The following is a 25,691-nucleotide window of genomic DNA, read 5'->3' as shown; positions in this document are numbered from 1 at the left end:
ACGCGTTCGCACGCGCACGCCGCCGGGGCGCGGCGCGCCCCCCGCAGATTCGCTACGTCACGGGATGCGTAGCCGGAATGCCGCCGTCGCGGCGGCATCCGGTCAACGATAGACGAGATCGGCGCGGCGGTTCTGCGCCCACGAATCCTCGTCGTGACCGAGCGCGACGGGTTTTTCCTTGCCGAGGCTGACCGCTTCGAGTTGCGAAGCCTGCACGCCCAGCGTTTCCAGCGCGCCCATCACCGCTTGCGACCGGCGTTGGCCAAGCGCGAGGTTGTATTCGGACGTCCCGCGTTCGTCGGTGTTGCCCTGGATCAGCACGCGGCGCGACGGGTGGCTGCGCAGGTAGTCGGCGTGCGCCTGCAGCAGCGTCTGGTATTCCGGCTTCACGGAGTACTGGTCGAAATCGAAGTAGACGCTGCGCTTCGCGAGCGGGCTGTTCGGATTGTTGAGATCGTCGGCCGCCACCGTCGCGACCGCTTCGCTCGATGGCGCCGGCGCCATCTCCGCATTCTCGGGCGTTTTCGCCGCGTGGTGACAACCCGCCAGCAGCGCGAAGGCTGCCATGACCGCAAATCGGTTCGTTTTGCTCATCGTGCGTCTCCTGCGGTTGACTGCGAGGAAAGCGTGGTGCGCGCGAACTGCCGCGTCACGCATCCGGCGAGACGGCGCGAAAGTGCCGGCTTCCGTGCGCGATGCGCTTTCGTAAGCCGGCGATGCGCCATATGAAAGATTGTCTCGGCCGGAACGCCGAAGCACGGCGCCGCTGCAATTAGATTAGGAAAAATGTCACAGCGTGACCAGTTTCTCTCATTTTTCACACGGGAACGACGCAGGACGCATTCTTGCTTGCGCGGAAACCGCGGCATGCGCGGCGATGCGTGATGTGCGATGCCGGTGCGGGCGTGTCACGCATCGCGGGGCATCAGAACTTGTGCCGCAACCCGAGCGCGACCACCAGCTGGTTGCTGTTGGCTGAGGGCGTCATCGTCCAGACGGTCGCGTTGAACGCGGGATTGCCGTTGCCGCCGCTCACGCTTTGATAGACGGCTTCGAGATACGCGTCCGTGCGTTTCGAGAACGCGTAGTCGGCCTGCGTGACCACGTGGTTCCATTTCGGGCGCGTCTGGCCCGTGCGCGTGTCGAAACGGCCCATCGTATACGTGTACGCGGCGGCCACGCTGAATGCCGTCGTGACGAAGTAGCGGCCATCGACCGAGAAGTTGTCGAAGACGAGCGATTCGCCCTTCAGCGGGGTGATGCCGCTGCCCTGAAGCACGCCGCTCACGCCGTCGGTGGCCGAGTGCGACCACGCGGCGCCGACCGAATGCGGGCCGAACGCATAGCGGCCGGCCATGGCCCAGATCTGCTGGTTGCCGCCCGTTATCGTCGCCGAGCCGTCGACCGTGCTCAATGCGCCGTCCGGATTTGGCGCATTGCGGTCGCGGCTGATCTTCAGGTAGCCGGCGCCGAGCTTCAGCGGCCCGTTCGCATACCCGAGCCCCGCGCTCCACACGGCGTTGTTCGAGAACGCGCCGGCCGTGTTCGAGAATCCGAACATCGCGCCGAACGTCAGCCCGCGATACGTCGGGCTCGTGTACTTCACCGCGTGGTTGATGCGCAGGTTGCGGTTCGAGTCGTCGTTGTCGTACGGATGCACCGCGAGGTTGCCGCCCCATCCCGGGCCCGACGCGCCGAGCGGCGTCACGAAATCGAGGATCAGGTCGTACTGGCGGCCGAACGTGAGCGTGCCGGCCGTGCGCGAGCTTATGCCAAGCCATGCCTGACGGCCGAACATGTCGACGCCTTTCTGCGACAGCTTGCCCGTCGTGCCCGAGAAGCCGTTCTCGAGCGTGAAGACCGCCGCCATCCCGCCGCCGAGATCCTCGCGGCCGCGCAGCCCCCAGCGCGACGCGTTCAACGCGCCGCTCGTCAGCCCGACGCTGCCGCTGCCGGGCGAACCGGCGCCTTGCGTACGCTGGTTGGTCGCGTAGGTGATCGACGTATCGATCAGGCCGTACAGCGTCACGTTGCTCTGCGCGTGCGCGACGCACGGAATCAGGCCGGCCGCGCAGGCGGCGAGCACGGTCCCCGGGAGCGCGCCGGTACGACGGCCGCGACGGACGGCATGCGGCGTGGCAACGCGCGCGTTGGCGGGCTGGATGGTTTTATAGGAATGCATAGGATTTTTTATCGTTGGTCTCCGGCCCGATCGCCGGTGGGTCGCGTCGGCGCGCCGGCCGACGGATCGAGCGGCCATTATTGGAGATCGCGCGACCGTCGATTAAGGCGCTGCACAGGAAAGGTCCTCTGCGAAATCGCGTGGAATCGCGGCGGTTCGACGCAGGGTGTTTTCGTCGAATCGGCACGAAATGGAACCATCGCGTGTGCGGAAGGATTCGGCATTTACGAGGCGGTTCGGCGGGAGCGTCGGCATTTTCAGGAGCCGGCCGCGTGATGTTGCATCGCGCAAGGTCGTGCGTTACCGCGTTTCCGGTGGGAGGCGGCATGTATTTCTGACGTCGCGCGCGGCGACCAGCAAAATTTTCCGCCCGAAACGGCAAGGGCCGAATCGCCGCATCGGGTTCATTGCGTTCGTAGCATGCGCCTTCCCGTGCCGCCGCAACCCGGCCGGCGACTACGTAATGCGCGACTTTTTCACGCGCGGCCGTTCTGCACAATGGACTATTGCGCGTGGCCCGCCTGCCGCTGTGCCGGCACGTCACGCATGCCGCGGGAGAACGGATATGGTGTTGATGGCTGTGGGCGGGGGCGGACCGGTGAACGTGCCGCAGCCGCAGAATGACGACGATCCGGCACCGACGAACGGGGCCGGCAGCGCTCCGCCGGCCCAGACGGCGGAACAGCAGGCCCTCGCGGCCGCGCAGGCCGAGACGCAGCGCCTGCTGCAGCTCGCGCAGGCCGAAATGGCGGCGCTCAAGCGTCTGCACGACCAGGGCGCGTCGCAAGCCGATCTCGACAACCAGGTGAAGAAGGCCGAAGCCGCATGGGGCTCGGTGCAGGCGGCCGTCGAGAACCAGATGCGCGTCGCGGCCGACGGCGGCGGCGACACGAACAAGGCGATCGCGGGCGTGGCCTCGGATCTGCGCAATGCGTCGCCGAACGATCCGGTGCTCGGCTCGGTGCTCGACGATGCGCAAAAGGCGGTGTCGGCCGAATCCGTGCCCGAGCGGGCGACCAACGTGAAGGCGTTCCAGTTCGCGGTGGCGATGCAGAAGGATCAGGACGCGAACGCCGACGTGCAGCGCTACAACGCGTTGCCGGGCGGCATCCGGCGCGCCGATCCCGACGCCGGCGCGCAATTGCGCCAGGCGGCCACCACGGCCGACACGAACGCCAACGACGCCTACACGGCGCTCACCTCCGCGTTGCGCCACGAATACAGCACGTCGGCCGCGACGCTGCGCCTGAACGACGCGAAGGCCGACTATGCGGCGTGGCAGAAGGAGCCCGGCGGATTGCGCCGCGCCGACGAGGCCGACATCACGCAGGCGTTGTCGCAGGCGCAGAGCCAGTACGACAAGGTCGTGACGGGCGGCGACGACACCGCGCTCACCTACGTGACGGCCGACGAGCAGAAGCAGGTCGTCGCGTCGGTGAAGCAGAATCACGACGGCATGTGGTACACCGGCCTCGTCGACGCGCTGGGCGAGGAGAGCCAGCTCAAGCGCACGATCGCGACGATCAATCCCGACGATCCGTCGCTGTCGCCGCAGATGAAACAGCTCGCGCAGTCCGACCCGGTCACGTTCGCGCTGATGCAGGACACGGGTGTGACCGTCGACCCGAACGATCCGAAGCTGTCGTCGCAGGAGAAGCTCCTCGCCCAGCAGAATCCGCTCGCCGAGGCGTTCGTCAAGCTGACGGGTATCAAGGTCGGCACGGACGGCCTGAGCGACGCCGACGCCAACGCACTGAACGCGCAGATCAACCAGGCGGGCGGTGTGTTTGCCTATGCGATGGCGAAGGCGCAGGCGGACAAGAACAACCCCGGTTATCAGAAGATTCAGACGCTGCTTGCGGCGGCGCCCGAGGTGCGGCTGCAGTACACGAAGCAGCAGGTCGCGCGGCTGATGGAGAATCCGGGCAGCAATCCGGGCGCGGCGCTTCAGGTGCTGAAGACCAACATGAACGCGTCGTTCTCGCTGGACGAACGCCAGACGCTGTGGACGCAGGCGGGCCAGCCGCATTTCAACGCGAACTTCATCCATTCGCAGATCGATCCGCTGATGCAGAAGCCCGATTCGCAAGCGACGGACCAGGCCAGCATGCAGGCACGTGTCGACGGCCGGATGAATGCCGACAAGGCCGGCAAGTGGATGCAGGACATCCTCGCCAATGCGCCGCCCGAATTCGCGGGCGTCGTGCTCGATACCGTCGAGAAGGATTTCGGCAACAAGTGGACGCAGTCGAACACGGGCAGGCCGCAGCCTTACGGCGACGGCATCGAGTTCTACAAGGGCCTCAGCACGGCGGTCGGGCTCGCCGATCAGCAGCCGACCGCGAGCGGCGCGCCCGTGCATCGCGAGGACGACGTCGCGAGCTGGCTGCTCGACGCCAACGGCAACGCGAAGACGATGATCTATACGTTGCGCGGCGGCGACGCCGGCTACGGGTTCGACGGCGTGCGGCAGGCGCTGTCGTCGGGCGTCGACCCGACGTTGTCGAAGGCGCTGCTGTCGAAGATGCAGAACGACGACCGGTTCCGTTCGGGCTTCGCGAACGACTTCCAGCTGCGTTACGACCAGGGCACCAAGAATGCCCAGGACAAGCAGAACAAGGACACCGCCAACGCCAGCTACAAGCTGTTCCAGGCCGATCCGGACAAGCAGTTGAAGGCGTATTTCGACGACTTCCAGAAGCACTTCGACGACAAGTCCTATACGTTCACCACCGGCTCCAATCAGATGACGAACTTCGTCGGCGCCGGGCTCGGGATTCAGCCGGACGACCCGGGCGTGACGCCGACCGACCGGAACGACGTGCCGTCGATGGCGATGCTCGAGCAACTGATCGTCGGCAACGGGCAGTTGCCGAGCGGCACGGCGGTTAACAGTCAGTCGCTGTACGCGAGGAATTCGGCCGCGACGCAGATGATCCAGACCGTCGTCGATCAGATCCGCAAGGTCGGCGGCGACCACGCGGTCGTGTCGCTCGTGCCGATCTACTACGTGTCGAAGGGGACCGGCACCGCGCCGAGCGCGCTGTTCAAGGTGCAGGTGGAGGGGCATCCGGACCAGTACAAGCTGATCGACGATCGCGGCTGGAAGTACGACTCCGTCGACGACTATCAGCACAACAATGCGCTGTCCGACGACGGCAAGCTGTACGTGCCGAAAAGCCTGACGAACGGTCCGGCGTCCGGCGGTTTCTCGCAATACCAGCCGATCGACGCGCACAAGACGGAGTGGTACCAGCACGCCGAACACATCCTCGAAATGGGCGCCGGCATTCTTGCCGCGGCCGGCGGCGTCGTGCTGGTCGCGAGCGGCATCGGGGCGCCGGTCGGCGGCCTGATGCTCGGCGCCGCGTGGACGGCCGTCGGCGCGGGCATGGCCGTCGGCGTGCCTGCCGCGATCGGCGACCTGAAGAACCTGAGCGATCACGGCCAGTCGATCGGCTTCGGCAACGAACAGGCGCGCGGCGACTGGATCAGCCTGATCGGCAGCGGCGCGGGCATCGCCGGCGGCGGGCTCGGCGTGGCGGCGAAGTCGCTCGCGGAGGCATCGTCGCTGTTGCGCACGACGGGGCGGGTCTCCGACCTGCTGACGGTCGCATCGCGCGGCGACGGCGCCGCGGCCGACGTGGCAGGCCTCGGCCGTTTCACGCAGGAAGCCGACGCGTTCCAGTCGCTCGCGCAGACGACGGGCAAGACCGCCGGCGTATTCAATGTCACGGGCGGCGTGATCGGCGGCTACCAGATGGCGGACCAGGGCGTGTCGCTGGTCAAGAACTGGGACGCGATGTCCGATTCCGATCGCGCGCAGCAATTGCTCAACCTCGGCATCGGCATCGCGCAGATGGGGCTCGGCTCGCACACGCTGATGGAGCGGCCGATTCGAGCGATCACGAAGACGCCCGCGCCGACGACGATGTCGCGGCCGGTCGCGATCAACGTCGTCGATACGTTGTACGGCAACGGGCTGGCGAACCAGCGTCTCGCGGTCGGCGAGATTGGCAATCCGTGGCAGCACGCGGAGGAGCAGGCGAACAGCTTCGGCGAACCGATCGACGACGGCGGCGCGGTCGCGCCGGCCGACAAGGGGCTGCGGGCGCGCATCGCGTCGTGGTTTCGCGCGCACCGCATGCAGGGCACGCCGGACGACGCCGCGATCGTACCGCGGCTCGCGCCCGACGGCGAAGCGACGCCGGCCGTCGCCGATGCGCTGGCTGGCGACGCCGCGTCGACGGCCAGGGCCGGCATGCCGGCAAACGGCGCGCATCCGCCGTCCTGGGAGATCCCCGCGCATGTGGCGGCCGATCCGGCGATGCTGAGCGAGGTGGTCGGTGGAATCATCGAGAGCGGCAACCGGCTCGAGGACGTCGAGTACTACGTGTACGCGCTGGAAGACCCGGAAGGCAACGTACGCAACCCCGAGGAACACGGGCTGCCCGCGACCGAAAAGGGCAACATCGTCGACGACCTGAGCGCGGCGCGGGCGGACCAGCGGCGCGCGAACGCGGCCGACGATGCAAAGGCGCGGGCGGCGGTTGCGCCCGACGAAGGCGGCACGATCGGCGTGACGCGCTACACGACGTATCACGACGCGCTGATGGTCGGCGCCGACGGCGTGGCGGGCGGCCGCTACCGGATCGCGCTGGTCGATCACGGGGCGCTCGCCGCGGACGGCTCGGTGCCGCCCGAAGCGGTGGTCGGCCACGTCGGGCTGACCGACGCCGGCGATGCGTTCATGCTGTCGATGAACGATGCGTACGACCGCACGCTGCGTGTCGTGTACCCGCGCGGCTTCGATCCGCAGAAGCCGTTGATTCGCTACGAGGGCGGCCGACGCGTCGACGTGATCAACGCGCCATTCGGCATGCGCGAAACGCAGTGGGCCGCGTATCCGCGCCGCGAAGCCGATCTCGCGATCTATTCGGACAACCCGAGCCAGCCCGAGAACCGGCTGCCGGCGGGCGAGCGGCCGTTGATGCCGGTGCCGCCCGGCTACTTCGCCGTGTACGCGCATGCATGGGCCGACGCCTTCGCGAGCGCGACCGGCAAGGCGATGAGCGCCGAAGACATGGCCGCGCTGATTCGCCAGAGCGGCTGGGACGGCAAGTCGCCGGTCATTCTTTATGCGTGCGGCGCCGGCACGCGCGTGAGTCCGCTCGCGCAATTGCTCGCGAACGTGCTGGGCGTGGACGTGTACGGCGCAAGCGGTTTCGTCGCATGGCGTTCGCCGCGCTATCGGGCCGACGGCAGCCCCGACTCCGGTTATACGGGCGGTATCCTGATCGAGCCCGGCGCGCCCGATCAGGCCGGCGTGCCGGACCATTCGGTCAGCGGCGAACCGCGTACGTACCGGTTCTCGCCGGCGCTGGCGGTCATCGACCAGGGGGCGCATCCGGTCAACTGGAGCAGCGTCGCGCCGCGGCCGGTATCGAACCAGTGGGGCGGCAGCGCCACCACGGGCGATGCGCGCGTGCCGATCGGCGTGTACGTGTGGCGCCTGTTGACGAAGCGCGGTTCGATCATCAATCCGCGCAGCGGCCGGTCGGCCAGCGCGCTCGAGATGACGCATGCGCTGGAAGAGCTGGCGTGGAAAGGCTATACGCCGGGCACGCCGATCGCGCTGGAGGGGCCGCGCAGCGGCGCCAATCCCGAGTTGCTGCAGGAATTCGCGGATCTGATCCAGGCGCCGGTATTCGGCCGGCTGGGCGACGACGACGCGGCCGGATGGCTGCGGGCGCTCCCCAATCCGGGCCGCCGGCTTGCGCGCTTCGAGATCGAGCCCGACGTGAACGGGAAGTTCTCGCCGGGCGGCGCGCAGCCGGTCCGGATCAATCCTCTGGAACTGCGGCCCGTGCCGGGTTCCAACGTCGTGAACCTGCTCGGCCACGCGACCGCACGCCAGTTCCTGAAGGTGTCGGGGTTCGACATCGCCGAGTCGCACGGCACGGCGCCGCGCGACGTGACCCTGGACAGCGCGGCCGCCGTCACGGAAGGCGGCAAGACGATTTCGCCGCGGCAATTCGCGCGCAAGCTGCTCGACGACCCGGCCTATACGGAAGGCAACGGCGTGCTGCTGACGGGCTGCTATCTCGGCGCCGGCGGCTATTCGTTCGCGCAGGAGCTCGCGTACGAACTGCAGGTGCCCGTGATCGCATCGATCACGTCCAACTCCGTGCGCGGCACCGGCGCGCTGGAACTGCATCCGATCGACGACAAGATCATCCTGCCGGCAAACGATCCCGACGTCGCGACGCGGCTCTATCTGCATCTGCCCGAGGCGCCCGACGCGAGCGATCCGCCGATGGTATTCGCCCAGCGCGGCGAACCGGCGGCGCGCACGGCCGCGCATGGCGATGCACCGGTCGAGCCCGTGCGGCCGATCGACGCGCAGATCGATCCGGACTCGGACAGCGGCCGCCGCGGCGTCGGCGGTCCGCAAGGCGATGGCGGACGCCAGGGCGTGTCGCCGGGCGGGCCCGCGCATCCGCGGCTCGCTCCGGATGCGGAACCCGGCGAACCGCCCGTCTACGAGACGACTCCGCTCGTCGAAGTCGGGCCGGGGCAGATCTTCACGGCGGACGAATGGGCCGCGCGCGTCGAGCAGGTCGCCGAAGCCGAGGCCGACGACGGCCTGTCGGGGAAAACGCAGAAAATCTATCCGAAGACCAGCCGCGTCTATACGGACCGCCGGATCGCCAACGACGGCGTCATCACGACGACGGTTCATGGTCAGTCGGTGCTGCAGCCCGGGTTCGACGACGTGACCGGCGTCGACGCGACGCAACACCCCGAGTTCCTGCGTCCGGCCGATACGCTGCTGATGCCGCCCGACGATCCGCTCCATCCGATCGGCGCGCGCGGGCTGATGTCGCCGCCCGGCCATCACGTCGTGTTCGGCCACGGGATATCGGCGGACGCGATGCTGGGCCCGGAAGGCCGTCCGCTCACGCCGGACGAGGTGGCCGAGCGCGTGGCGCCGCATCTCGAACCGGGGCAGGACGTCACGCTGTATTCGTGCTTCGGCGGATCGAACAAGCATGATCCGTTGCGCATCGCGCCCGGGCAAGTACGGGCGGCCAGCACGACCTTCGCGGCGGCGCTCGCGCAGCGCCTGTCCGAGCTGACCGGACGGCCGACATCGGTCTGGGCGCCGCCGGACATCCTGCTCGTCGAGCCCGACGGTTCGACCACGGTACGCGGCACGCGACTGACCGGCCAGGTCGACAAGGATCGGCTGCCGATGCAAAGCTTCCGCGGCGATCCGGCACGCGCGGGCCGGCCGGCGCTCCCCGCGGGCCGCGACGCGGAGCCGGCCGCGACGACCGCCCGTACCGCGTCGCGCCCGCTCGGCGATCCGCCGCCACGCCCGACGGTGCCGCGCGTGGCCGATCCGACGTTTGCCGATCCCGACTACGATTTCACCGCGATTCCGGACGACACGTTCGAATCGGTCACGCTCGATCATCCGTTCCGCACCGCGCTGGCCGACCGGCCCGGCGTGATCGGCGACGCGGCGCGCGTGACGCAACCCGGCGGCACGGTGAGCCAGCGCTGGCCGAGCTACTTCCTCGACGGCCCCGAGCCGACCCGCGTGATCGACGGGGTGATGCAGGCGTTCGACGCGGCCGGGCTGACCCACCTGCGCGTGGAATTCGTGACGCACGACGGCAGCATCGAACTCGGCAGCGGCACCGATTTCGGCGCGCTCGATCCCGAGGACGGCTGGTTCCGGTTCAGCGGCACGGTGCCCGATGCACCGGCTACCGCCGCCACGCACGCGCCGGCCCGTTCGGCGGCCGATGCCCGGCTCGCGTTGCCGGAAGGCGCGCCGACGGTCGCGCACGGCGATCTCGGGCAGGCAATCGATGCCGCGCATACCGGCCCACGGAACCACGCCTACGTGCAAACCGACGCGTTGCCGGACGGCACCGCATTCGCACAGGGCAACCTGACGCCGCAGGAGCGCGTCGCGGCCAGCGCGTCCGCGAACCTCGCCGCGGTCGAGGGCGCGGCACCGACCGACGTGGTGCTGCTGTCGGCGCTCGGCCACGATCCGGCTCGCGCGCTGCGCATCACCACGCCCGATGGCGGCGAACTGGTCAAGCCGGCCGGCGTCGACATGTACGTCGTGCGCACCCGCGACGCGGCGACCGGCGACGTGTCGTACCGGCTCGTCGGCATCGATCGCTCGGGCTTGCCGGAAGGCTATACGGCCGTCCACGCCGGCGGCATGCGTGCGGTCGGGGCGACCGACGGCCGCCCGACCTGGCCGACGATCGGCCACGCGGGGCCGGCGGCCGGTCGCCTTGCGGGTACGGCGGGCGAATCGTCCGGCGCGGCAGCGCCTGCCGCCGTATCCGGTCATGCGAACCCGCCGGCCGTGCCGGAGGGCGCCGCGGTGGCCGAAGCGAGCGATCCGCAGGCCGTTGCCGCGACGTGGCTCGACAGCCTCGGCCGGCGCACGCTCACGCGCGTCGACGGCCGGCGCGCGCCGACGCTCGACGGGTTGGGGCGCCAGCTCGGCCCGAACGCGCACGTGCTAATCACCGCGCACACAGACGCGCCCGCCGCCGACGCCGAACACGCGGCGCCGGCGTTCGTCGCGGTGCTCGAGACGGACGAGCACGGCGCGCTCGGCCCCGTGCGGATGCTGGACGGCAAGCGCGTGCCGCGCGCGCTGCGCAAGGCGCTCGTGAAGACCGGCAGCAGCGGGCGCACGGCGCGCCGTCAGTTCGATTTCTTCGTGTCGCCGGTCGCGCACGACGAGCTGATGCAGTTCGGCGGCGCGTCGAAGATCGAGACGCGGGACGGCAAGTCGTCGTGGTCCGTGACCGCGTCGGGGCATCCGGTCGACACCGCGCTCGCCGCGGCCGTGGCGAAACTGCACGACGCACCGGGTTTCAAGCGGCCGCGTCAGGCCGTGCGTGCCGTCGAGGGAGAGCAGCGCTGGATTCACGTGGTCGAGGACGAGACGGGCAAGGTGCTCGGCTACGCGGAGCGCAACACGAACCACGAATGGAAGTACTACGAGAAGGCGCCGCTCGGCGATACCGAGATTCCCGAGCAGGATCTGCGCACGGTGTTCCGGCGACGGCGCAGGGGCGGCATTCCGGTCCTGCGCTCACCGCGACGCGGCATCCGGTTCGTCGTCAGCGACGTCAAGCCGGAAACCGTCGATCGAATCGGCGGCTTCCGGCCGGCGAAGGAAGCCACCGCGGCAGAGAAACCGCCGCACCGTTCGCTCGGCGATCTTTTCCAGTCGAAGGTGCCGCTTCGCCGGCCGCTCACGCAGGCGGAGCAGGGGGGTGAAGGCAACACGGCAACGCGGCCGCCGGTCGATCCGCATTTGCTGCCGTCGAGCACATCCGCGCTCAACGCGGTCGATTTCAGCGGCAACAGCGTGCCGCACCTGCTGACCGCGATCCGGAACGGTGCGGTCGACGGCAACCAGCACGTGATCTACGTGTTCAGAACGGACGGCGCCGTGGCCGAGGCGCTCGACGATCCGGTCGGCGTGATCGCCGCGCGCAACGGCGAGATGCGGTGGTTCGACGCGGTCCGGCACGCCAACAACCCGAATCATCAGGGCGTGCCGCTCGACGAAATGCCGATCGGCAACGACCGGTTCGGCACGGACGTGCATTTCCTGCTCACGCAACTGCCGCCGCGCGCGTTCATGCGGAGTGCGCGGCCGACGCGTGTCGCGGCGCTCGAGGCGCGCGCGAAGGCGCTGCGCGAGCAGTTGACCGACGCGGAAGCGCGTGGCCAGCATTCGGCGCCGTTCAGGGCGCTCGCGGCCCGGACGCGGCACGGTTACAACGAGGTGCTGAACGACTTGCAGCGCTTGCGGCGCAGCGGCACCGCACCCGCGCCGCTGTCGATCGAGCCGTACCAGCCCGGGCTGTCGTCGTCGACCGTCGTCGCGTTCAACCTGCGCAACGGTGCCGCGAAGACCGAGCACTATTTCGCGACGCACGACCAGATCGAGGCCTACAACAAGCAGGCGCAGCGCGCCGGCAACGTGAATCTCGTGCTGAAGGGCGAGCCGCAGGCCGTGATGGTCGATCCGGGCATGTGGCGCACGCTGCTCAACAAGCTGTATGTCGGGCGCGACGTGTCGACATCGGCGTCGCGCTTCCTGCCGGTGCCGGGCAAGCTGCGCGCGCGCACCCGGCGCTTGGGCGCGGCCACCGTCGCCGATCAGCGGATCCGTTATTTCTTCACGCGCTCGAGCGAAGCGTTGCAGGACCGCATGGTGCCGATGGCACGTTCGCTGTCGCTGAGCGACGATCCGGCGCTGATGCGCAAGATCGTCGAGCAATACGGCGGTGTGACGCCGGTCGTCACGCTCGTGGTCGATCCGCATCTGCTCGCGGCCGTGCTCGGCAAGGCGCACGATCCGGATTTCCTGCGCGCGGTGAAGGCGCTCGGCGACCAGAAGCACGCCGTGTTCGACGGCGAGAACGGGATGATTCATCCGGCGCCCGGCACGGACGGGACGGCGCTCGCGCTCGATCATCTCGCACATCTGAATCGCTGGCTCGACGAGGCGGCGCGCACCGGCTTCGCGATCCGACTCGAAACGGCGCCGTCGCGCGCGCTCGTGTCCGGCACCGACTACCGCTACCAGTCGGGCACCAACGACGCATATCACGACTACGTGCGCGTCATGACGGCGCTCGAGAAGTGGTCGAACGACCATCCCGACACCACGGCGCCCAACGTGATGGTCACGTTCCACGGCTGGGACGCGGTGCCCGAATCGGTGCCGGGCGCTGGGCACGAGAAGCTGTTGCGCGCCGTGCTCGAGCGCGAGGGGCTCGAATGGGTCCACGTCGGGCTGTCGCTCGGCACGCACGGCGCCGACTTCATCGGCAACCAGGACCTGACCGGCGCGCTCGCGAAACTGATCGTCGAGAACCGCGCGCGACCGGAAATCATCGATCGCCTGCACGGTGCCGATGCGCTCACGCGCGTGTTCGAGCGCGTCGACCGGCAGACGCTGGCGAACCAGCATCAGCTGCTGTTCGCGGAGGTCGAGCGGATCGGTGCCGCGCAAGGGATGACGCCCGCCGAAGTAGCCGCGCTGCGCAAGAAGCTCTACGAAGGCAACACGACCGTGTGGCTGAACCAGGCGCGCAAGGCGACGATCGAGCATGCGACCGAACACTGGAAGGGCGACGGCAACGGGCCCGGCAACAAGACGGAGAAGGGCGCACGCACGTTCGCCGCACGCTGGCTGAAGCAATACGGCGACAGCGTGCCCGACCGCGTGACCACGCGCGCACAGCCATCCGCCGCGGACCCGGCCGAACACTGGCGCGCGGTCGTGCGCGATCCCGCGCTGATCAACGATGGCACCAAGCCGATCGGTACAAGCCGGCGGGAGACCGCACAGCTCGCCAAGGTCGAGATTCCCGACGCGGAGCGCGCGCAGGCGGAGCTGCACGCACTGCGCGTGCACGACGAGCCGATCGGCACGACCCGACGCCCGCCGTCGCGACGGCGGATTGCCGGCGAAATGACCACGGCCACGCTGACCGGCGGGACCGCCGCGGGTGCGCTCGTCGCGACGGGCAACGAATTCGTGGGCACCGCGACGAATTCGCTGTACGCCGGCCTGCGGGTCGGTCGCGTGTTCCAGGCGCTGCATCACGGCGCGGTCGCCAGCCTGAAGAACGGCGATCCGCGCGCGTTCGATCGGGCCGTCGACCGCCTCGTGCGCGGGCTGCAGAAGCAACTCAAGGCGAACGGGTTCGACGCCGCCGCGCGCGGCACGCAGCTCGAACAGATTGCACACGAAGGCAAGGCCGCCGCCGCGCAGCTGCGCGCGCTCAACGAGGACGGGACGCTGTCGTTCGACGAAACCGCGACGCACACGCAGGCGATCGCTGCCGACATGCTCGCGCAGATGCAGGGCGTGGTCGGCGGGACGTCGCTGAAACTGCTGCACCATGGCAGCCCGCGGCACTCGGTTGGCCGGGTCGGGCGGCTGCTCGCCCTGGGAGGGTACGGAGGCTCGATCACGATCAACGGCGCCAAGTTCCTCCATGGCGACGGGCTGGCCGGCGGGCAGGCCTTGGGCGGGATCATCAGCGCCATCTCTACCGGCATCGTCTACAAGGGTGGTTCGCGCGGCGTGAATGCGGAGAATCGCAGTCAGCTGGCGCGGATCGCGAGCGCGACCGGCGACTACGTGACATCGGCCGTCGGTCTGGCAAGCGGTATCCACGGCGCAATGGCCGCGCATACGTTCGGCGAGGGGATGACCGGCATGCTCGGTGCAATGTCCGGCGCGTTGCTGGGCGCCGGGCGTCTGCATACGCAATTCCCGAATGCCACGCCGTGGCTCGCGCGCTTGCCGACCGGCATCGCGCTGTTCCCGGTGGCGATCTTCGGGATCATGCAGGGGTACGGCGTGATCTCGGTGTTGACGGGATCGGACGACAAGAACAAGCATCCCGGTTCCGGTCCGTCGCCGTCGCCGACGCCTTCGGGTTCCAGCAGCACGACGCCGACGCCCGGGGCCTCGATCTCACCGACGCCCGGGGCGACGACGGCGCCGGCGGCTCAGCCGAGTCCGTCCGCGTCATCGACGCCGAATGCGCAGCCGTCTGGGACGCCGTCCTCACCGGCGCAGCCGTCGACGGGTTCGCCGAGCCCGACGCCAACACCGCTGACGGTGAACGTCGTCGCCGGCGATTCGTTGTGGACCATTGCGGAAACTCACGAAGGATCGTTGCTTGCGGCCGCTCGCATACCGGCCGACGAACAGCAGCGGATGTCGGACGGTCAGCGGATCAATGTCGCGTTGAACGAGATCCTGCAGCTCAACCGGAACCTGGCGAGCAATCCGGGGGAGATCAATCCGGGGCAGCGGGTGATTGTCGGGTGAAGGGGCGGGTGGAACGCGGGTGGTGTCTTGCCGTCGCACGGCGCATATGCGGTCGCTGTCGACGTGGGAGCCACAAGCCAGCCTCCGTCATCAGATTCCTGACCGTTTCATTGGCGAGCCGGATGTCGTGGGCTTCCCAGCTTCTCGCAAGCCAATGTCGGTCCGAAATCGGCGTAGCGATCGCGGATGATCGACAGCGCACGTTGGGCCAACTCCAAATCCAGTCGCTCGATCTGCCGGACCGTCAGACCTTCAGACGGTCGAGTTCTTGCATGTTCAATGTCACCAGAGCTGTTCGGTACATCGCCAGCTCCATGATCTGACGGGGAGCCGGCAAGCTTACAATTTGAACTTGGCTAGAAGCGGACATTACAACTTAGCCACTACAATCCGAAATGGTGATAATTTAGCTTATGTCAAATGTATTCCGGATTCCTAATTTTTGGTGATCGACTGCACTTCTGTTGAGCATACCGTGCTTGCCATATCAGGTCTCCTCGTGCTGGCATCGCTTTTCCTTTACTGGACATTATTCTAGGGCTAGCCTCATGATCGCCGCATGACTGGCGGTACGTGGAAACGAGACAGGGTCAAGCTGTCGTCATCCGCTCAATACCAGCATCGTTGAAGGCATCAACAACACGATCAAGGTCATCAAGCGCAGGGCCTACGGGTACCGCGACGAGGGGTACTTCTTCCTCAAGATCCGCGCCGAATTCCCCGTAGTCCCGAGATGCCCCCCCCAAAAAAGCCACGCGCCCCTTCCGGACGGCGCGGCCTTTCCTTGCGCTCAGTTCCCCATCGCGATCCCGAAAACGTGCATCTTCCCTGCATTGACAAGACGCGGTAACGTCACACTTGCCACGCGCTTGCCAACCGGTACCGCAATCTTCTGCGCGAAGATGTAGGTCGTCACATTTTCCTTCTGCCCGCCGCCCGTGTTGCGATATGCCATGGTCAGTGCAATCGCGGAATTCGCGCTGGCCTTTCCGCCGTTTAACGCCCAGTCATCGAATGCGAGCGTCACCGACTGACTCGTGCCGTCCGTGAAATTCACCTGGGCGACGCCCGCACTCGGCCCGTTGTTCGCCGCCCCCAGTACGATCAGGCTACGGCCCGCTGGCCCCGGTGGCAACATTACGGTCTGACCAACCGTCACGGTATTGTCGAGCGCCGACGCACCGCCCGCGAGCACGAAGCTCGCGCCGTCGTACCCGAACGGCACGCCGGCTTTCACGCCAGCCGCCGCCAGCGCATTCGACGAATAGCTATACAAGCTGCCGTCGAAGTCCGCGCCCTTGCCGTCGGTATTGGTCGCGCCATCCGCGCTGAAACCGCGGTTGTTGAAGCTGTCGGCGGGCGTCGTCGCGACCGGTACGCCATACGACGGCGGCAAATCGCTCCCACCCCACTGCGACTCCGCGCCGCCCATCGAGAAATTCAGCGTCGCGCCGTTCGCGAGCGTGTCGTACGGCACCCAAGTACTAGTCTGGTTGCGGCCGTCGATGGTCAAGCTCTGCACGTAATTTGACGCCGGTGCGCCGGGCGCGTTGATTGTCAGTGTCTTGCCACTGCCGAGCTTCACCTTGATCGACTGGAACTGCGGGCTGCTGATCGCGAAGCCGCCAACGCCCGGAATCTCCGGATACAGCCCGAGCGCAGCCCACACGTACCAACCAGACACCGCGCCGTTATCGTCGTTGCCGGGCAGGCCATCGGGCTTCGTGCTGAACGCCGTGTTCATGATCTGTTGAACCACGCGCTGGGTGCCGGCCGGCCGGCCGGTCCAGTTGTACAGCCACGGCACCGCGAAGGTCGGCTCGTTACCCATGTAGAAGTTCGGTAAGCTCATCCCCGCGTTCAGCACAGTGAAGAACTGGTCGAGGCGCGTTACGACCGTCTGCGGCGTGCCGAGCAGCGCCATCAGACCGCCCGGGTTGTACGGCACCATCCACGTGTACTGCTCAGCATTGCCCTCCATGTAGTGGTCGGTGCTGCTCTGCATCTCGTTGATCCAGTCGCCGTTAGCCTTGCGCGCGGCAATCAGCGGCGGATTGAGCGACGTATTGAGCAGGTTCTGCCAGTATGCCGAGCGGCTCAGTAGAATCCGCTGGGTCGTCGTGTCGCCGAGTGCGCCGGCAAACTGCGCGGTCGCGAAATCGCCGCTGGTGTACTCAAGCGTCGTCGACGCCAACCTCCCATCGCCCTTCTCGCCCTTCGCGAGGTTCGTGAGGTAGCCCGAATTCGCGTAGCTTGAGCCACCGGCGTTGGTTGCCACCTTGTTGCACGCGGTGCCCGGGATGTTCGCCATCTTGATCATGTGCGCGAGTGCGCCCTGCGTGTCGAAGTTGCGCGCGCCAAAAGCATACGCGCTCGACACCATCAGCGCACCCGCGTCGCCCAACATCACGCCGGTCTCGACGTTGTCGTTGACCCAGCGCGGAATCGCACCGCACTGGTCGGCGTCGTTGACCAGAGACTGGATCATGTCACTCGTCTCCTGCGGGAACAGCACCGCTTTCAACTGTATCAGCGAGCGGTAGATATCCCATCCCGAGAAGGTCGAATACTGCGCACCCTGGCCCTTCGCAACAGTGTGCACCTTCTGGTCGAGCCCGATGTACTGGCCATTGACGTCGCTGAACAGGCTCGGTGCCCAAAGGGCGTGATAGAACGCAGTGTAGAACTTGGTCATCGCATCGGTGTCGCCGCCCGTCACCTGAATCGCATTGAGGCGGGTGTTCCAGGCGATGTCAGCCGCGTTCTTGACCGCGTCGAAATCCCAGTTCGGATTCTCTGCATCGAGGTTGGACTTCGCGTTATCGACACTCACGTACGAGACGCCGATCTTCATCCGGACCGTTGCGCCCGAATCGAAGCCCAGCTTCGCGATGCCATTCGACAGCGTCGACGATGTCGCGAATGGCCGGTCGAACTTCGCATAGAAGTACACCGGCACCGGCGCGGTCTTGCCGCACAAGTACCCGCCAACGGTGCGGCCGGAAATCGCGTCGGGCGCGACCTTCGTAACGGTGCCGTTGGTCGAGGTCCTGGTGTTGGTATGCGTCGTGTCGATCACGAGATACGCAGGCTTGCCGTCCGGGTATGTGAAGCGGCCGAACCCGCTGCGCAGCGTGGCAGTCAGCTCGACTTTGATCTGGGTATCGAGCAGCACCGAGTAATAACCGGCCCGCGCCGTTTCGTTCGCATGATTGAATGTCGGCGCAAGCTCGCTCGTGTCGGTGGTCGGCATTATCGGGAATTCACCGTTGTTTCCGCCACAACCCGCACCGCTCATATGCGTGACGCTAAAGCCATGGATCGACTTGAGATCGTAGTAATAGCCGGCCGGGGAGCCCGGCTCGGCGCTGCTCGCGGGCGCTGGCGTCGTGTTCGTGTCCGGCGCCCATTGCACCATCCCTGACGGCAGCCCCGCTGCCGGCACTACGCTGCCCGCCTGGCCGGCCGGCACCGGATTCGGCGAGTTGCTCGCTAGCGTGCCGATCAGCGGATTCACGTATTGAGTGAGTTTCAGCAGCGCAGGTGTCGCGCCACTCGACGGGCTTCCGCCCGTCGTCGCGTTCGTTCCCCCGCCGCCGCCTCCTCCTCCGGTTCCCACTACGGGCTGCCCGCCCACCGCAGTGCCGCCACTCAGCACCGGCGTCCCGTTTTCGTCACCGCCACACCCTGCTAGCACGCTCACCGTCACGACAACGGCCGCCAGCCTCACGATTTGTCTCATGAATGTCTCCATCTCGTATTTGATTATCAGCAGTACGTATAATTAAATTTCATGAAATTCATATAGAAGAATTGTGCCAGCGGATTGTTAAAATAAAAATCACCGACCAGCCGAATCAATTTATTTGCAATATTTCTATTTTATCTTGCAACCGATTAACAACAAGGCAATAAATCAGACCTTTGCACCATGAAATCGACAAAAACCTGGGGGATCGACAAACCACCATACATTTGACCAGGTTCTCAGCGAAATAAAATAACCGCCCGGGCCACAAAAGACCGGAGAAGATTTCCGATGGTCATAGTGACGACCTTCATCCATCAGGAATCGGGAGCTCGTGGATTTCGGCGATCTTATAAATAGAGACTTCGGCGGCCCTCAAGACGAAGCCATTTGCATGCCAGCGGCTTACATTCTCGATCCTGAAAACCTTCGCCGACGGAATGTTCTTCGCGAAAAGATCGATCAGTGCAGCGCGACTGGCATCACTGTCGGCAATCGCCCATTCCCGGCCATCCCGGACGATATCGAAACCGCGCTCGCGCAAACTATCTATCCGTGCCGCATTGTCATGTTTGTCGGAGACTGGCGTATCCGAGTCGAGGATCGAGAGATCGCCATTGAGCCGAAACGAGAACTTGCCGTGACAGACACCGTATGCACCGAATTCGAGGTCGTACACGTAGCCGAACCCGTCGCGGCTCCACCAGCTTTTGAGGTGCTGCGCGATGTTCTTGATGGAGTTTTGAGTTGCCTCAGGGGACACAGTATCGCCAAGCTGCGTCTCCAGATCACGAATGCGCGTGTTGGCTGCACGAAGGTCTTCGCGGTGCTGTGCACGCTCACTCGAACTGAGCGTTTCGACGCCGATCGCTCTGCACAGACCAGCGAGATTGAACTCGGCCACCTTGACGCAGTTGGTCGCGAGTTCAAGCTGAATGTCGCGCCCTTCCTTAATGAGGGTAAAGACCGTGCCGATCGCGTAAAAGATATCAGAAATTTTCTGCTGCGCGACTGCATGCTGGCCTGCGGACAGATGGAGGACCGCTTCAGTAGTCGTAATAGCCGTCATTGGGTCAGATCTCGATGACTGGAAACTGAGTTCGCATATGCCAGCGTTCGCATGAATGCGTCATCGGAAAGATGACGATTCCCATTCACCAGCCGCACATCAATTGTTTCATCCGAAAAACTGGTTCTGTACAAACCACCTACAAGAAAAACCAAGCGTCCAAAGCACCGGAATCTGCGCGGCTCGGGGCACTGTGTCCCAGGTGGGACAAGGAGGACAGCTCCACTGCCAGCTACAAAGGCAAAACTCGACGAGAACCGTCCGATGCTCCAACGGATTACGGCGAATCCATGTCAAAGGAATATCCTCCTGGTTCCGTGCGCATTTGCCAGTCTGTATCACATACTCAAGCGCATGAAAAAAACGGGTGTCAGAAAATCAGACATCCGCCACAGCAATGCCCCCCGGATCGAGTTAAGGGGAAGCAAGGGAGGCCGGTCAAATACTCAAATTAAGCGGCCGCATCTGTCCGATTGATATACAACTTCGAAAAATACGTTCTGTCTGGCTTTTAATAACTGGAGGTCACAATCAGATGACTCCACGTCGTAGGCGCATCGCTCAGGCTGAAGGTGAACGTGCCAACACTCATAACTTTCTTAAACAACGTGTTGCTCAACATAGCACCATTCGGCGCAGCGCTTTTCGCGTACCGTCAGTTGCAACATCACCGCAACCACGCGTTCAGCGTGGCTGACTGAGGCCGCAATCAAATTGGCATTGTTCCGCACCGAGTTCCGCCTCTTTGACAATGTTGTTCCTTCACTTGGTGTTACGAAATATTACCGACCTGGGCGTTTGTCAGCAATCAGTTGTCTCCCTAGTTTTGCGTTTAGCTCACTAAACAAAGCGTATTGAATTTGTATTTTTAAAAATGCAAGCATAATCCGCTCTATTTATTCAGACCATTTAAATCATGGAGAACGGTCGCGCGACGACACACGCAGAAAAGATGTCTTTGGCCACGAAAATTATCAGATAAATCATCTTTGGGATTGTCACTGCCCTGCCTAAGGAAACTCTGCACAATTCGGCACCGGTTGTGCTTGCACTGAATCGTCGAGCCAGCGACGCAGTCGAGTGTTGGCATGCGCGTGATCGCGCTTTGGCTCGGCCATGAGCATCTCGACACAACGCACATTTACATGGAAGCCGATCTCGCCCTGAAGGAGAAGGCGCTGAATCGGCTTCAGCCGGCGGGGCAGACCGCTCCGCAGTTTCGTGCGACCGACAAGGTGATGGCGCCCCTCGAGAGCCTGTGATTATGCTCACCGCGGCGGCCCATGATGTCCGTCACTCAATGCGTTCTGGTCGCCGCCGCGCATAATTCGGTACTGAGCATAATCATGAATATGCGAAGCTTCCCATATTCACGATTCCCGGCCGCCCCTCTTATTGGATGCAGCCGGAGGGATTATTACATTAGTCAAATCTATGGGCATGATTAGCAGTTTTGAAGCACTTCAACATCAACCCAATTCAAGGGGCGGCATGTCTTATCAGGTAGCCGAGATGGATGCGCACGAAAAAAACGGGCACGGCGTACGCTGCCGTACCCGAACACGCCTCTCTCGCTGCGTGGAAAGCGGAGTCCGTTGTGAACCGTGCGTTCCGTCGTTAGAAGTAGTGCTGGATGCCGACGTACGCGCCCGTCTGGCTATGCCCAGGGAGCGGATTCTCGTTATACGCCCCATCTGCACCGACGCCGCCCGCACCGGCGGCATTCGGATCGAGACCGAAATTCGCTTTGGCGCTGTTCCGCACCGTAGCGATCTGCAGATCGAGCAAGGTCCGCTTCGACAGGTTGTACGTCCCGCCGATCGAATAGATGGTCGCGTTGCCCGCACCCTTGTTTGCGTTGACGTGATACGCCGCAGCGATCAGTTGCGCCTCCGGCGTCACGTACCAGTTCAGCCCCGCCCATTCGAGATCCAGCGAAGTCGGCCCATTGCCTGCGACTGCCCCCCCCGACGTACGGTTCGCCTGATAGGCCGCACGCACCGTCACCGGACCAAGGAATACGTTCAGGCCCGCAAAGTACTCGCGCGAGTGCGAAAACGGATCGTCAAGCAGACCGTTCTTCGGATCGCGAATCTCGTCGTAAATGCCGCGCAGCTGGAACACCGGTGCCGTATATGTGATCTGCAAGCCGGCCTGACGCCCCTGCGCGGTCGTATTGTTGCCGTTCCAGCTCGACGCATTGGAAAGCGAATACTGACCATACACGTCGAAACCAGCAAACTTCGGAGACTGATAGGAAATGTTGTTGCTGGACTTCTGCCAGTTCCGGCCTCGCACCAGCGACGCAGACGACCATGCCGTCTGCCCGAACGGATCGAAATCCCACAGCCCGTTCGAAATGAACGCTTCCCGGCCGAGCAGCAACGTGCCGAACCGGTCGTTCGAGAAACCGACCGTACCTACGTCGAAGAACATCAGGTTGCCGGCCGCTCGGCCATTCATCGTGTTGAACGCCCCCTCCAGCTGAAACAGGACCTTGGTCCCCCCTCCGATATCCTCCGCCCCCTTCATGCCCCAGAGGCTACCGCCCCAATTTCCGCTCTCGGCCCGCCAGCGCGACGTCGATCCCGTATAGCTCGTGTTCGGCAGGCCGCTGACGTATTCGAGCCCGGTATCAATGCGGCCGTACAGCGTAACCGAGCTCTGCGCCTGCGCCGCTATGGCGAACGACAGGACTGATACCGCAAAAAGTGCCTTTTTCATCAAATATCTCCTCACCACATTTATATTAGTTTACCTAATTAATTTACATAAAACGCATCTGAATAGATTGCACTACATCCATTCTTCATTGCTCGACGTCACCTCCTCATCTACACGCGCCAATCCTCATACGACATACGATTAACTATGCAATCCTAATTTTCACAAGAATACGAAGAACTTCTCAGATTGACGAACGGGTGCCATGAATCGTGCCGCTTACATTACTCCGTATCGCTCGTAGGCCTCGACAGTGCTCATTCCCGCCTCGATCGCGAGACGCACCATGCTTTCCGCATCCACCTTCTCGAGCGCCAATTCAATGGTCTGTCGCTCGACGATACGCGGCACCACCAGCACACCGTCTCGATCGCCGAACATAATGTCGCCCGGGTAGATGCGAACTCCACCAATTTCGATCGGCACGCGCCAGTCGACCACCTTGCCGCGAGGCGCCTGGTCCTGCGCATAGCTTCCGCGGCTGAACGTCGGGAAACCGCGACCGAGAATTTCCTGAGTATCGCGATGGAATCCGTCGAGAATCGCACCTGCCGCGCACAGTTTCGTCGCGCGCGTGGAAGTCAACCCACCCCACAATGCGTACCGCAAGGATGCGCCGGTCGCCACGTAGATCTCGTCGTCACGCAAGTCGTCGATCGCTTCGAACAGCATCCCGAACGTTTTCCGGGACAGCGCATTGTGTCCGGCGTCGGCGAAATAATCGGCTTCCAAAACCGGCATCGCGCGACCCGCGATCACCATCGAATCGTCGATCGGCTTGATCTGTTGCGGAAGAAACTGATGCTCATACCCGAGTTTGTCGAGCACGTCGCCGACAACTGCCGAAAAGAGCTTCGTGCGCATCACGCCGAATAGCTCGCGATCATTCTCCCAGCGGGCGACCGGCGTCTGCTTCTGTTCCATTCTGTATGTCTCCTGTTTTCAGATTCGAACCGTCGACGCGGCGTCGGCGACGCTTATCCGATATTCGATCGTGGTCGCCGCATCCGGATGCAACGCCATCGTCGTGGAAATGCCACGTTCGGCAATCGGGTTGAGCCCGTTGCTGGCAGCCACACCCAGATCGAAAGCGGAACACACCGGCTCGACACCCAGTGCAAAATGCCGGCCGCTCCATGGCCACGCACGCCTGCCGCCATTGCTGATCCACAAGACGCACGACGGCAACAGCGACGATGGCCACGTGACACTCACGTGATACTCCTCCTCGTGATTCGTCAAATCCATTCGACCGTCGACGCCACACAACTGAACGAGCGACTCCGTCGTTTCACTCAATGGGTACGCAGTCAGATCGATTGCATTGCCATTGCGTGCCGGAACACTGGACAGATCCGAGAAGAACGCACCCGACTCGAGCACGTCCTCACCCGGTTCAACTTCCAGCGGATAATTCATGCCGAACCCGAAGTGCCCCGGGGTCAGCGTCATGCCGCGTCGCGCAAGTGGTACCCGCAATGTCGGATGCAACCCGATCGGCAACAGGCATGGACGCCGCACATGTACGGTCAACCGGCATCGGATCGCCGCCTCCCCCCACACCCCTTCTATCTCGCGCTCGAGGGCTTCGACCGGCCCCGCCGGCCCGCAGGAGAAACGAAGCGACAGGCGCGCGGGATTCCGACCATCGTCGATACGCTTCCAGTTTCCATGCGACGACTCGCCGTGAATGGGCGGGCGCCATGCGGAATTTCCGTTCGTTATCCCGAACGGAACGCATGGCCATTCTCCACAACTGCTCGCCATCAACCCCGTCAGCGGCGCCTCGCCTGGCGGCGCCTTCTCGTTCGCCCACGGAAAGATCGCAAACGGTTGCACCATCCGGTCATCCGGCATGCGAAAGTGCACGGGGCCAAGCATCCCGCCCAATTCCTGCACGCTTCCGCGCCCGTGGGACCATTCGAATGTCCAGCCGCTCACGCTCGTGCCGCCCGACGACATTCGTCACCGCACCACGTACGCCCCGGGTGCGTCGCCCGGCACACGTTCAGCAGGCTCGGGCACCGGACTTCCTCGCCTGCCCGCTCAGCTCTCACGGCTCTTCTCCATGATCGAGTTGAGTAGCACCGCACCCAGAATCAGCAAGGCGCGCACGACGTATTGCCAGTATTCGCTGACGTTCATCAACGTCATGCCGTTGATGATGATGCCCAGGAACAGCACGCCGATCAGGGTTCCCCAAATCTGACCGCGACCGCCGAACAAACTGGTTCCGCCGATGATCACCGCGGAAATCACGTCCAGTTCCCACCCGCGCGCCGCCGATGCGTTGCCCGCCATCGTCTGCGAAGAAACCAGGATGCCGCTCAGTGCGGTCAACGCCGACGTGATCACCAGTGCCGTCGTCTTCACTTGCCAGATCCGGATACCTGACAGACGAGCCGCCTCGGCGTTCCCGCCGACCGCATAGATCGCACGACCGAGCGTCGTATGCTTCATCAGAAAATGTGATGCGAGAAAGACGACGGCAAAGATATAGACCGGAAAGGGAATGCCAAACAGGTAACCGCTGCCGAGAAATCCATACCAGTCCGGGAACGGCGTGATCGGAAACCCGCCTGTCAGCAGGTTCGCCGCGCCGAACAAGCCGGTCAGCAGCGCAAGCGACGTAATGAATGTCGGCACGCGCGTGTACTGCCGCAGGATCCCTGACAGCAACGCCGTCGCGGCAAGTGCAAGAATGGCGAGTACGCATCCGGCGAGCACAGCCGCCACGTCCCCGACGGCTTCGGAAAACTGCCGGACCACCAGCGCGACGACACAGCCGGCGAATGCGGCGCCGGACCCGACGCTGAGGTCAATTTCTCCTGAAACGATCACCATCGTCATGCCGAACGCGATACTGCCCTGCAGCGTCGCATTTCGAAGCACGTTCAACTGATTCTCAAGCGTGAAAAAATTCGGCGCGAACGAGATCAGCGCAATGTAGAGAACAACCAGGATCGACTCCATTGGATGATGCTTCAACCAGTCGACCACGCTTCCTCGCAACCCCGTCGTGCTCATTGCCATTCCATCAGCATGCATGTCCCTCTCC

10 protein-coding genes and 2 pseudogenes are annotated in these 25,691 nt (G+C 64.5%); 3 read left to right on the top strand and 9 right to left on the bottom strand.

Annotated elements, in window-relative coordinates; translation table 11 throughout:
• Nucleotides 1-102: 102 nt before the first annotated feature.
• Together pal and WS46_RS08465 are read right to left on the bottom strand one after the other, a co-directional pair.
• A complete protein-coding gene (gene pal, locus WS46_RS08470) occupies nucleotides 103-594 on the bottom strand; it encodes a peptidoglycan-associated lipoprotein Pal (protein WP_059690117.1) in 492 nt (163 codons plus the stop codon).
• A 331-nt stretch (nucleotides 595-925) separates the two neighbouring features.
• Nucleotides 926-2,182 carry a porin gene (locus WS46_RS08465; protein WP_059690116.1) on the bottom strand — a complete coding sequence of 419 codons (1,257 nt, stop codon included), beginning with the start codon at nucleotides 2,180-2,182 and terminating at the stop codon, nucleotides 926-928.
• Nucleotides 2,183-2,747: 565 nt separating this feature from the next.
• On the opposite strand from WS46_RS08465, the gene WS46_RS08460 reads away from it, so the two are divergent.
• On the top strand, nucleotides 2,748-15,092 hold the full coding sequence (locus WS46_RS08460) for an LWXIA domain-containing protein (RefSeq protein ID WP_059690115.1): 12,345 nt from the start codon (nucleotides 2,748-2,750) through the stop codon (nucleotides 15,090-15,092).
• A gap of 49 nt (nucleotides 15,093-15,141) precedes the next feature.
• Here the strand turns inward: WS46_RS08460 and WS46_RS36855 are convergent.
• Nucleotides 15,142-15,373: pseudogene (locus WS46_RS36855) on the bottom strand (ISNCY family transposase); the annotation flags it as partial.
• Between the two features lie 315 nt (nucleotides 15,374-15,688).
• Between WS46_RS36855 and WS46_RS33580 the strand changes: the two are divergent.
• Nucleotides 15,689-15,826 (top strand): annotated as a pseudogene (locus WS46_RS33580) (transposase); the annotation flags it as partial.
• 56 nt (nucleotides 15,827-15,882) lie between these two features.
• Here the strand turns inward: WS46_RS33580 and WS46_RS08450 are convergent.
• Together WS46_RS08450 and WS46_RS08445 are read right to left on the bottom strand one after the other, a co-directional pair.
• A complete protein-coding gene (locus tag WS46_RS08450) occupies nucleotides 15,883-18,834 on the bottom strand; it encodes a GH92 family glycosyl hydrolase (protein WP_082725287.1) in 2,952 nt (983 codons plus the stop codon).
• A gap of 316 nt (nucleotides 18,835-19,150) precedes the next feature.
• Nucleotides 19,151-19,909 carry a hypothetical protein gene (locus WS46_RS08445; protein WP_059690112.1) on the bottom strand — a complete coding sequence of 253 codons (759 nt, stop codon included), beginning with the start codon at nucleotides 19,907-19,909 and terminating at the stop codon, nucleotides 19,151-19,153.
• Nucleotides 19,910-20,997: 1,088 nt separating this feature from the next.
• On the opposite strand from WS46_RS08445, the gene WS46_RS33575 reads away from it, so the two are divergent.
• Entirely contained in the window at nucleotides 20,998-21,171 is a 174-nt protein-coding gene (locus WS46_RS33575) for a hypothetical protein (RefSeq protein ID WP_179949134.1), read from the top strand.
• 355 nt (nucleotides 21,172-21,526) lie between these two features.
• Here the strand turns inward: WS46_RS33575 and WS46_RS08440 are convergent, their stop codons facing one another.
• The 4 genes from WS46_RS08440 to WS46_RS08425 all read right to left on the bottom strand — a co-directional run bounded on the left by WS46_RS08440 (nucleotide 21,527) and on the right by WS46_RS08425 (nucleotide 25,681).
• Complete coding sequence (locus WS46_RS08440; protein ID WP_059690111.1) at nucleotides 21,527-22,633, bottom strand: porin; 1,107 nt, start codon at nucleotides 22,631-22,633, stop codon at nucleotides 21,527-21,529.
• Nucleotides 22,634-22,852: 219 nt separating this feature from the next.
• Nucleotides 22,853-23,557 carry an RraA family protein gene (locus WS46_RS08435; protein WP_059690110.1) on the bottom strand — a complete coding sequence of 235 codons (705 nt, stop codon included), beginning with the start codon at nucleotides 23,555-23,557 and terminating at the stop codon, nucleotides 22,853-22,855.
• Nucleotides 23,558-23,575: 18 nt separating this feature from the next.
• Nucleotides 23,576-24,514, bottom strand: a complete 939-nt coding sequence (locus WS46_RS35130) for a hypothetical protein (protein ID WP_156443091.1) — start codon at nucleotides 24,512-24,514, stop codon at nucleotides 23,576-23,578.
• Nucleotides 24,515-24,679: 165 nt separating this feature from the next.
• Nucleotides 24,680-25,681, bottom strand: coding sequence for an ABC transporter permease (locus WS46_RS08425; protein ID WP_063892197.1), 1,002 nt, complete (start codon nucleotides 25,679-25,681; stop codon nucleotides 24,680-24,682).
• Nucleotides 25,682-25,691: the final 10 nt, after the last annotated feature.

The sequence above is a fragment of the Burkholderia sp. RF4-BP95 genome (assembly GCF_001521985.1).
Taxonomy (GTDB): Bacteria; Pseudomonadota; Gammaproteobacteria; order Burkholderiales; family Burkholderiaceae; genus Burkholderia; species Burkholderia diffusa.
Note: the sequence above shows the minus strand (reverse complement) of the source record. Positions and strands in the feature narration are given on the sequence as shown.

Excerpts from the sequence above, each read along its gene's own strand:
- WS46_RS33575 (WP_179949134.1), top strand. The coding sequence starts at position 20,998 with ATGCGCGTGATCGCGCTTTGGCTCGGCCATGAGCATCTCGACACAACG.
- WS46_RS08435 (WP_059690110.1), bottom strand. The coding sequence starts at position 23,557 with ATGGAACAGAAGCAGACGCCGGTCGCCCGCTGGGAGAATGATCGCGAG.
- WS46_RS08460 (WP_059690115.1), top strand. The coding sequence starts at position 2,748 with ATGGTGTTGATGGCTGTGGGCGGGGGCGGACCGGTGAACGTGCCGCAG.
- WS46_RS08440 (WP_059690111.1), bottom strand. The coding sequence starts at position 22,633 with ATGAAAAAGGCACTTTTTGCGGTATCAGTCCTGTCGTTCGCCATAGCG.
- WS46_RS08425 (WP_063892197.1), bottom strand. The coding sequence starts at position 25,681 with ATGCATGCTGATGGAATGGCAATGAGCACGACGGGGTTGCGAGGAAGC.
- WS46_RS08450 (WP_082725287.1), bottom strand. The coding sequence starts at position 18,834 with ATGAGACAAATCGTGAGGCTGGCGGCCGTTGTCGTGACGGTGAGCGTG.
- WS46_RS08445 (WP_059690112.1), bottom strand. The coding sequence starts at position 19,909 with ATGACGGCTATTACGACTACTGAAGCGGTCCTCCATCTGTCCGCAGGC.
- WS46_RS08465 (WP_059690116.1), bottom strand. The coding sequence starts at position 2,182 with ATGCATTCCTATAAAACCATCCAGCCCGCCAACGCGCGCGTTGCCACG.
- pal (WP_059690117.1), bottom strand. The coding sequence starts at position 594 with ATGAGCAAAACGAACCGATTTGCGGTCATGGCAGCCTTCGCGCTGCTG.
- WS46_RS35130 (WP_156443091.1), bottom strand. The coding sequence starts at position 24,514 with ATGCTTGGCCCCGTGCACTTTCGCATGCCGGATGACCGGATGGTGCAA.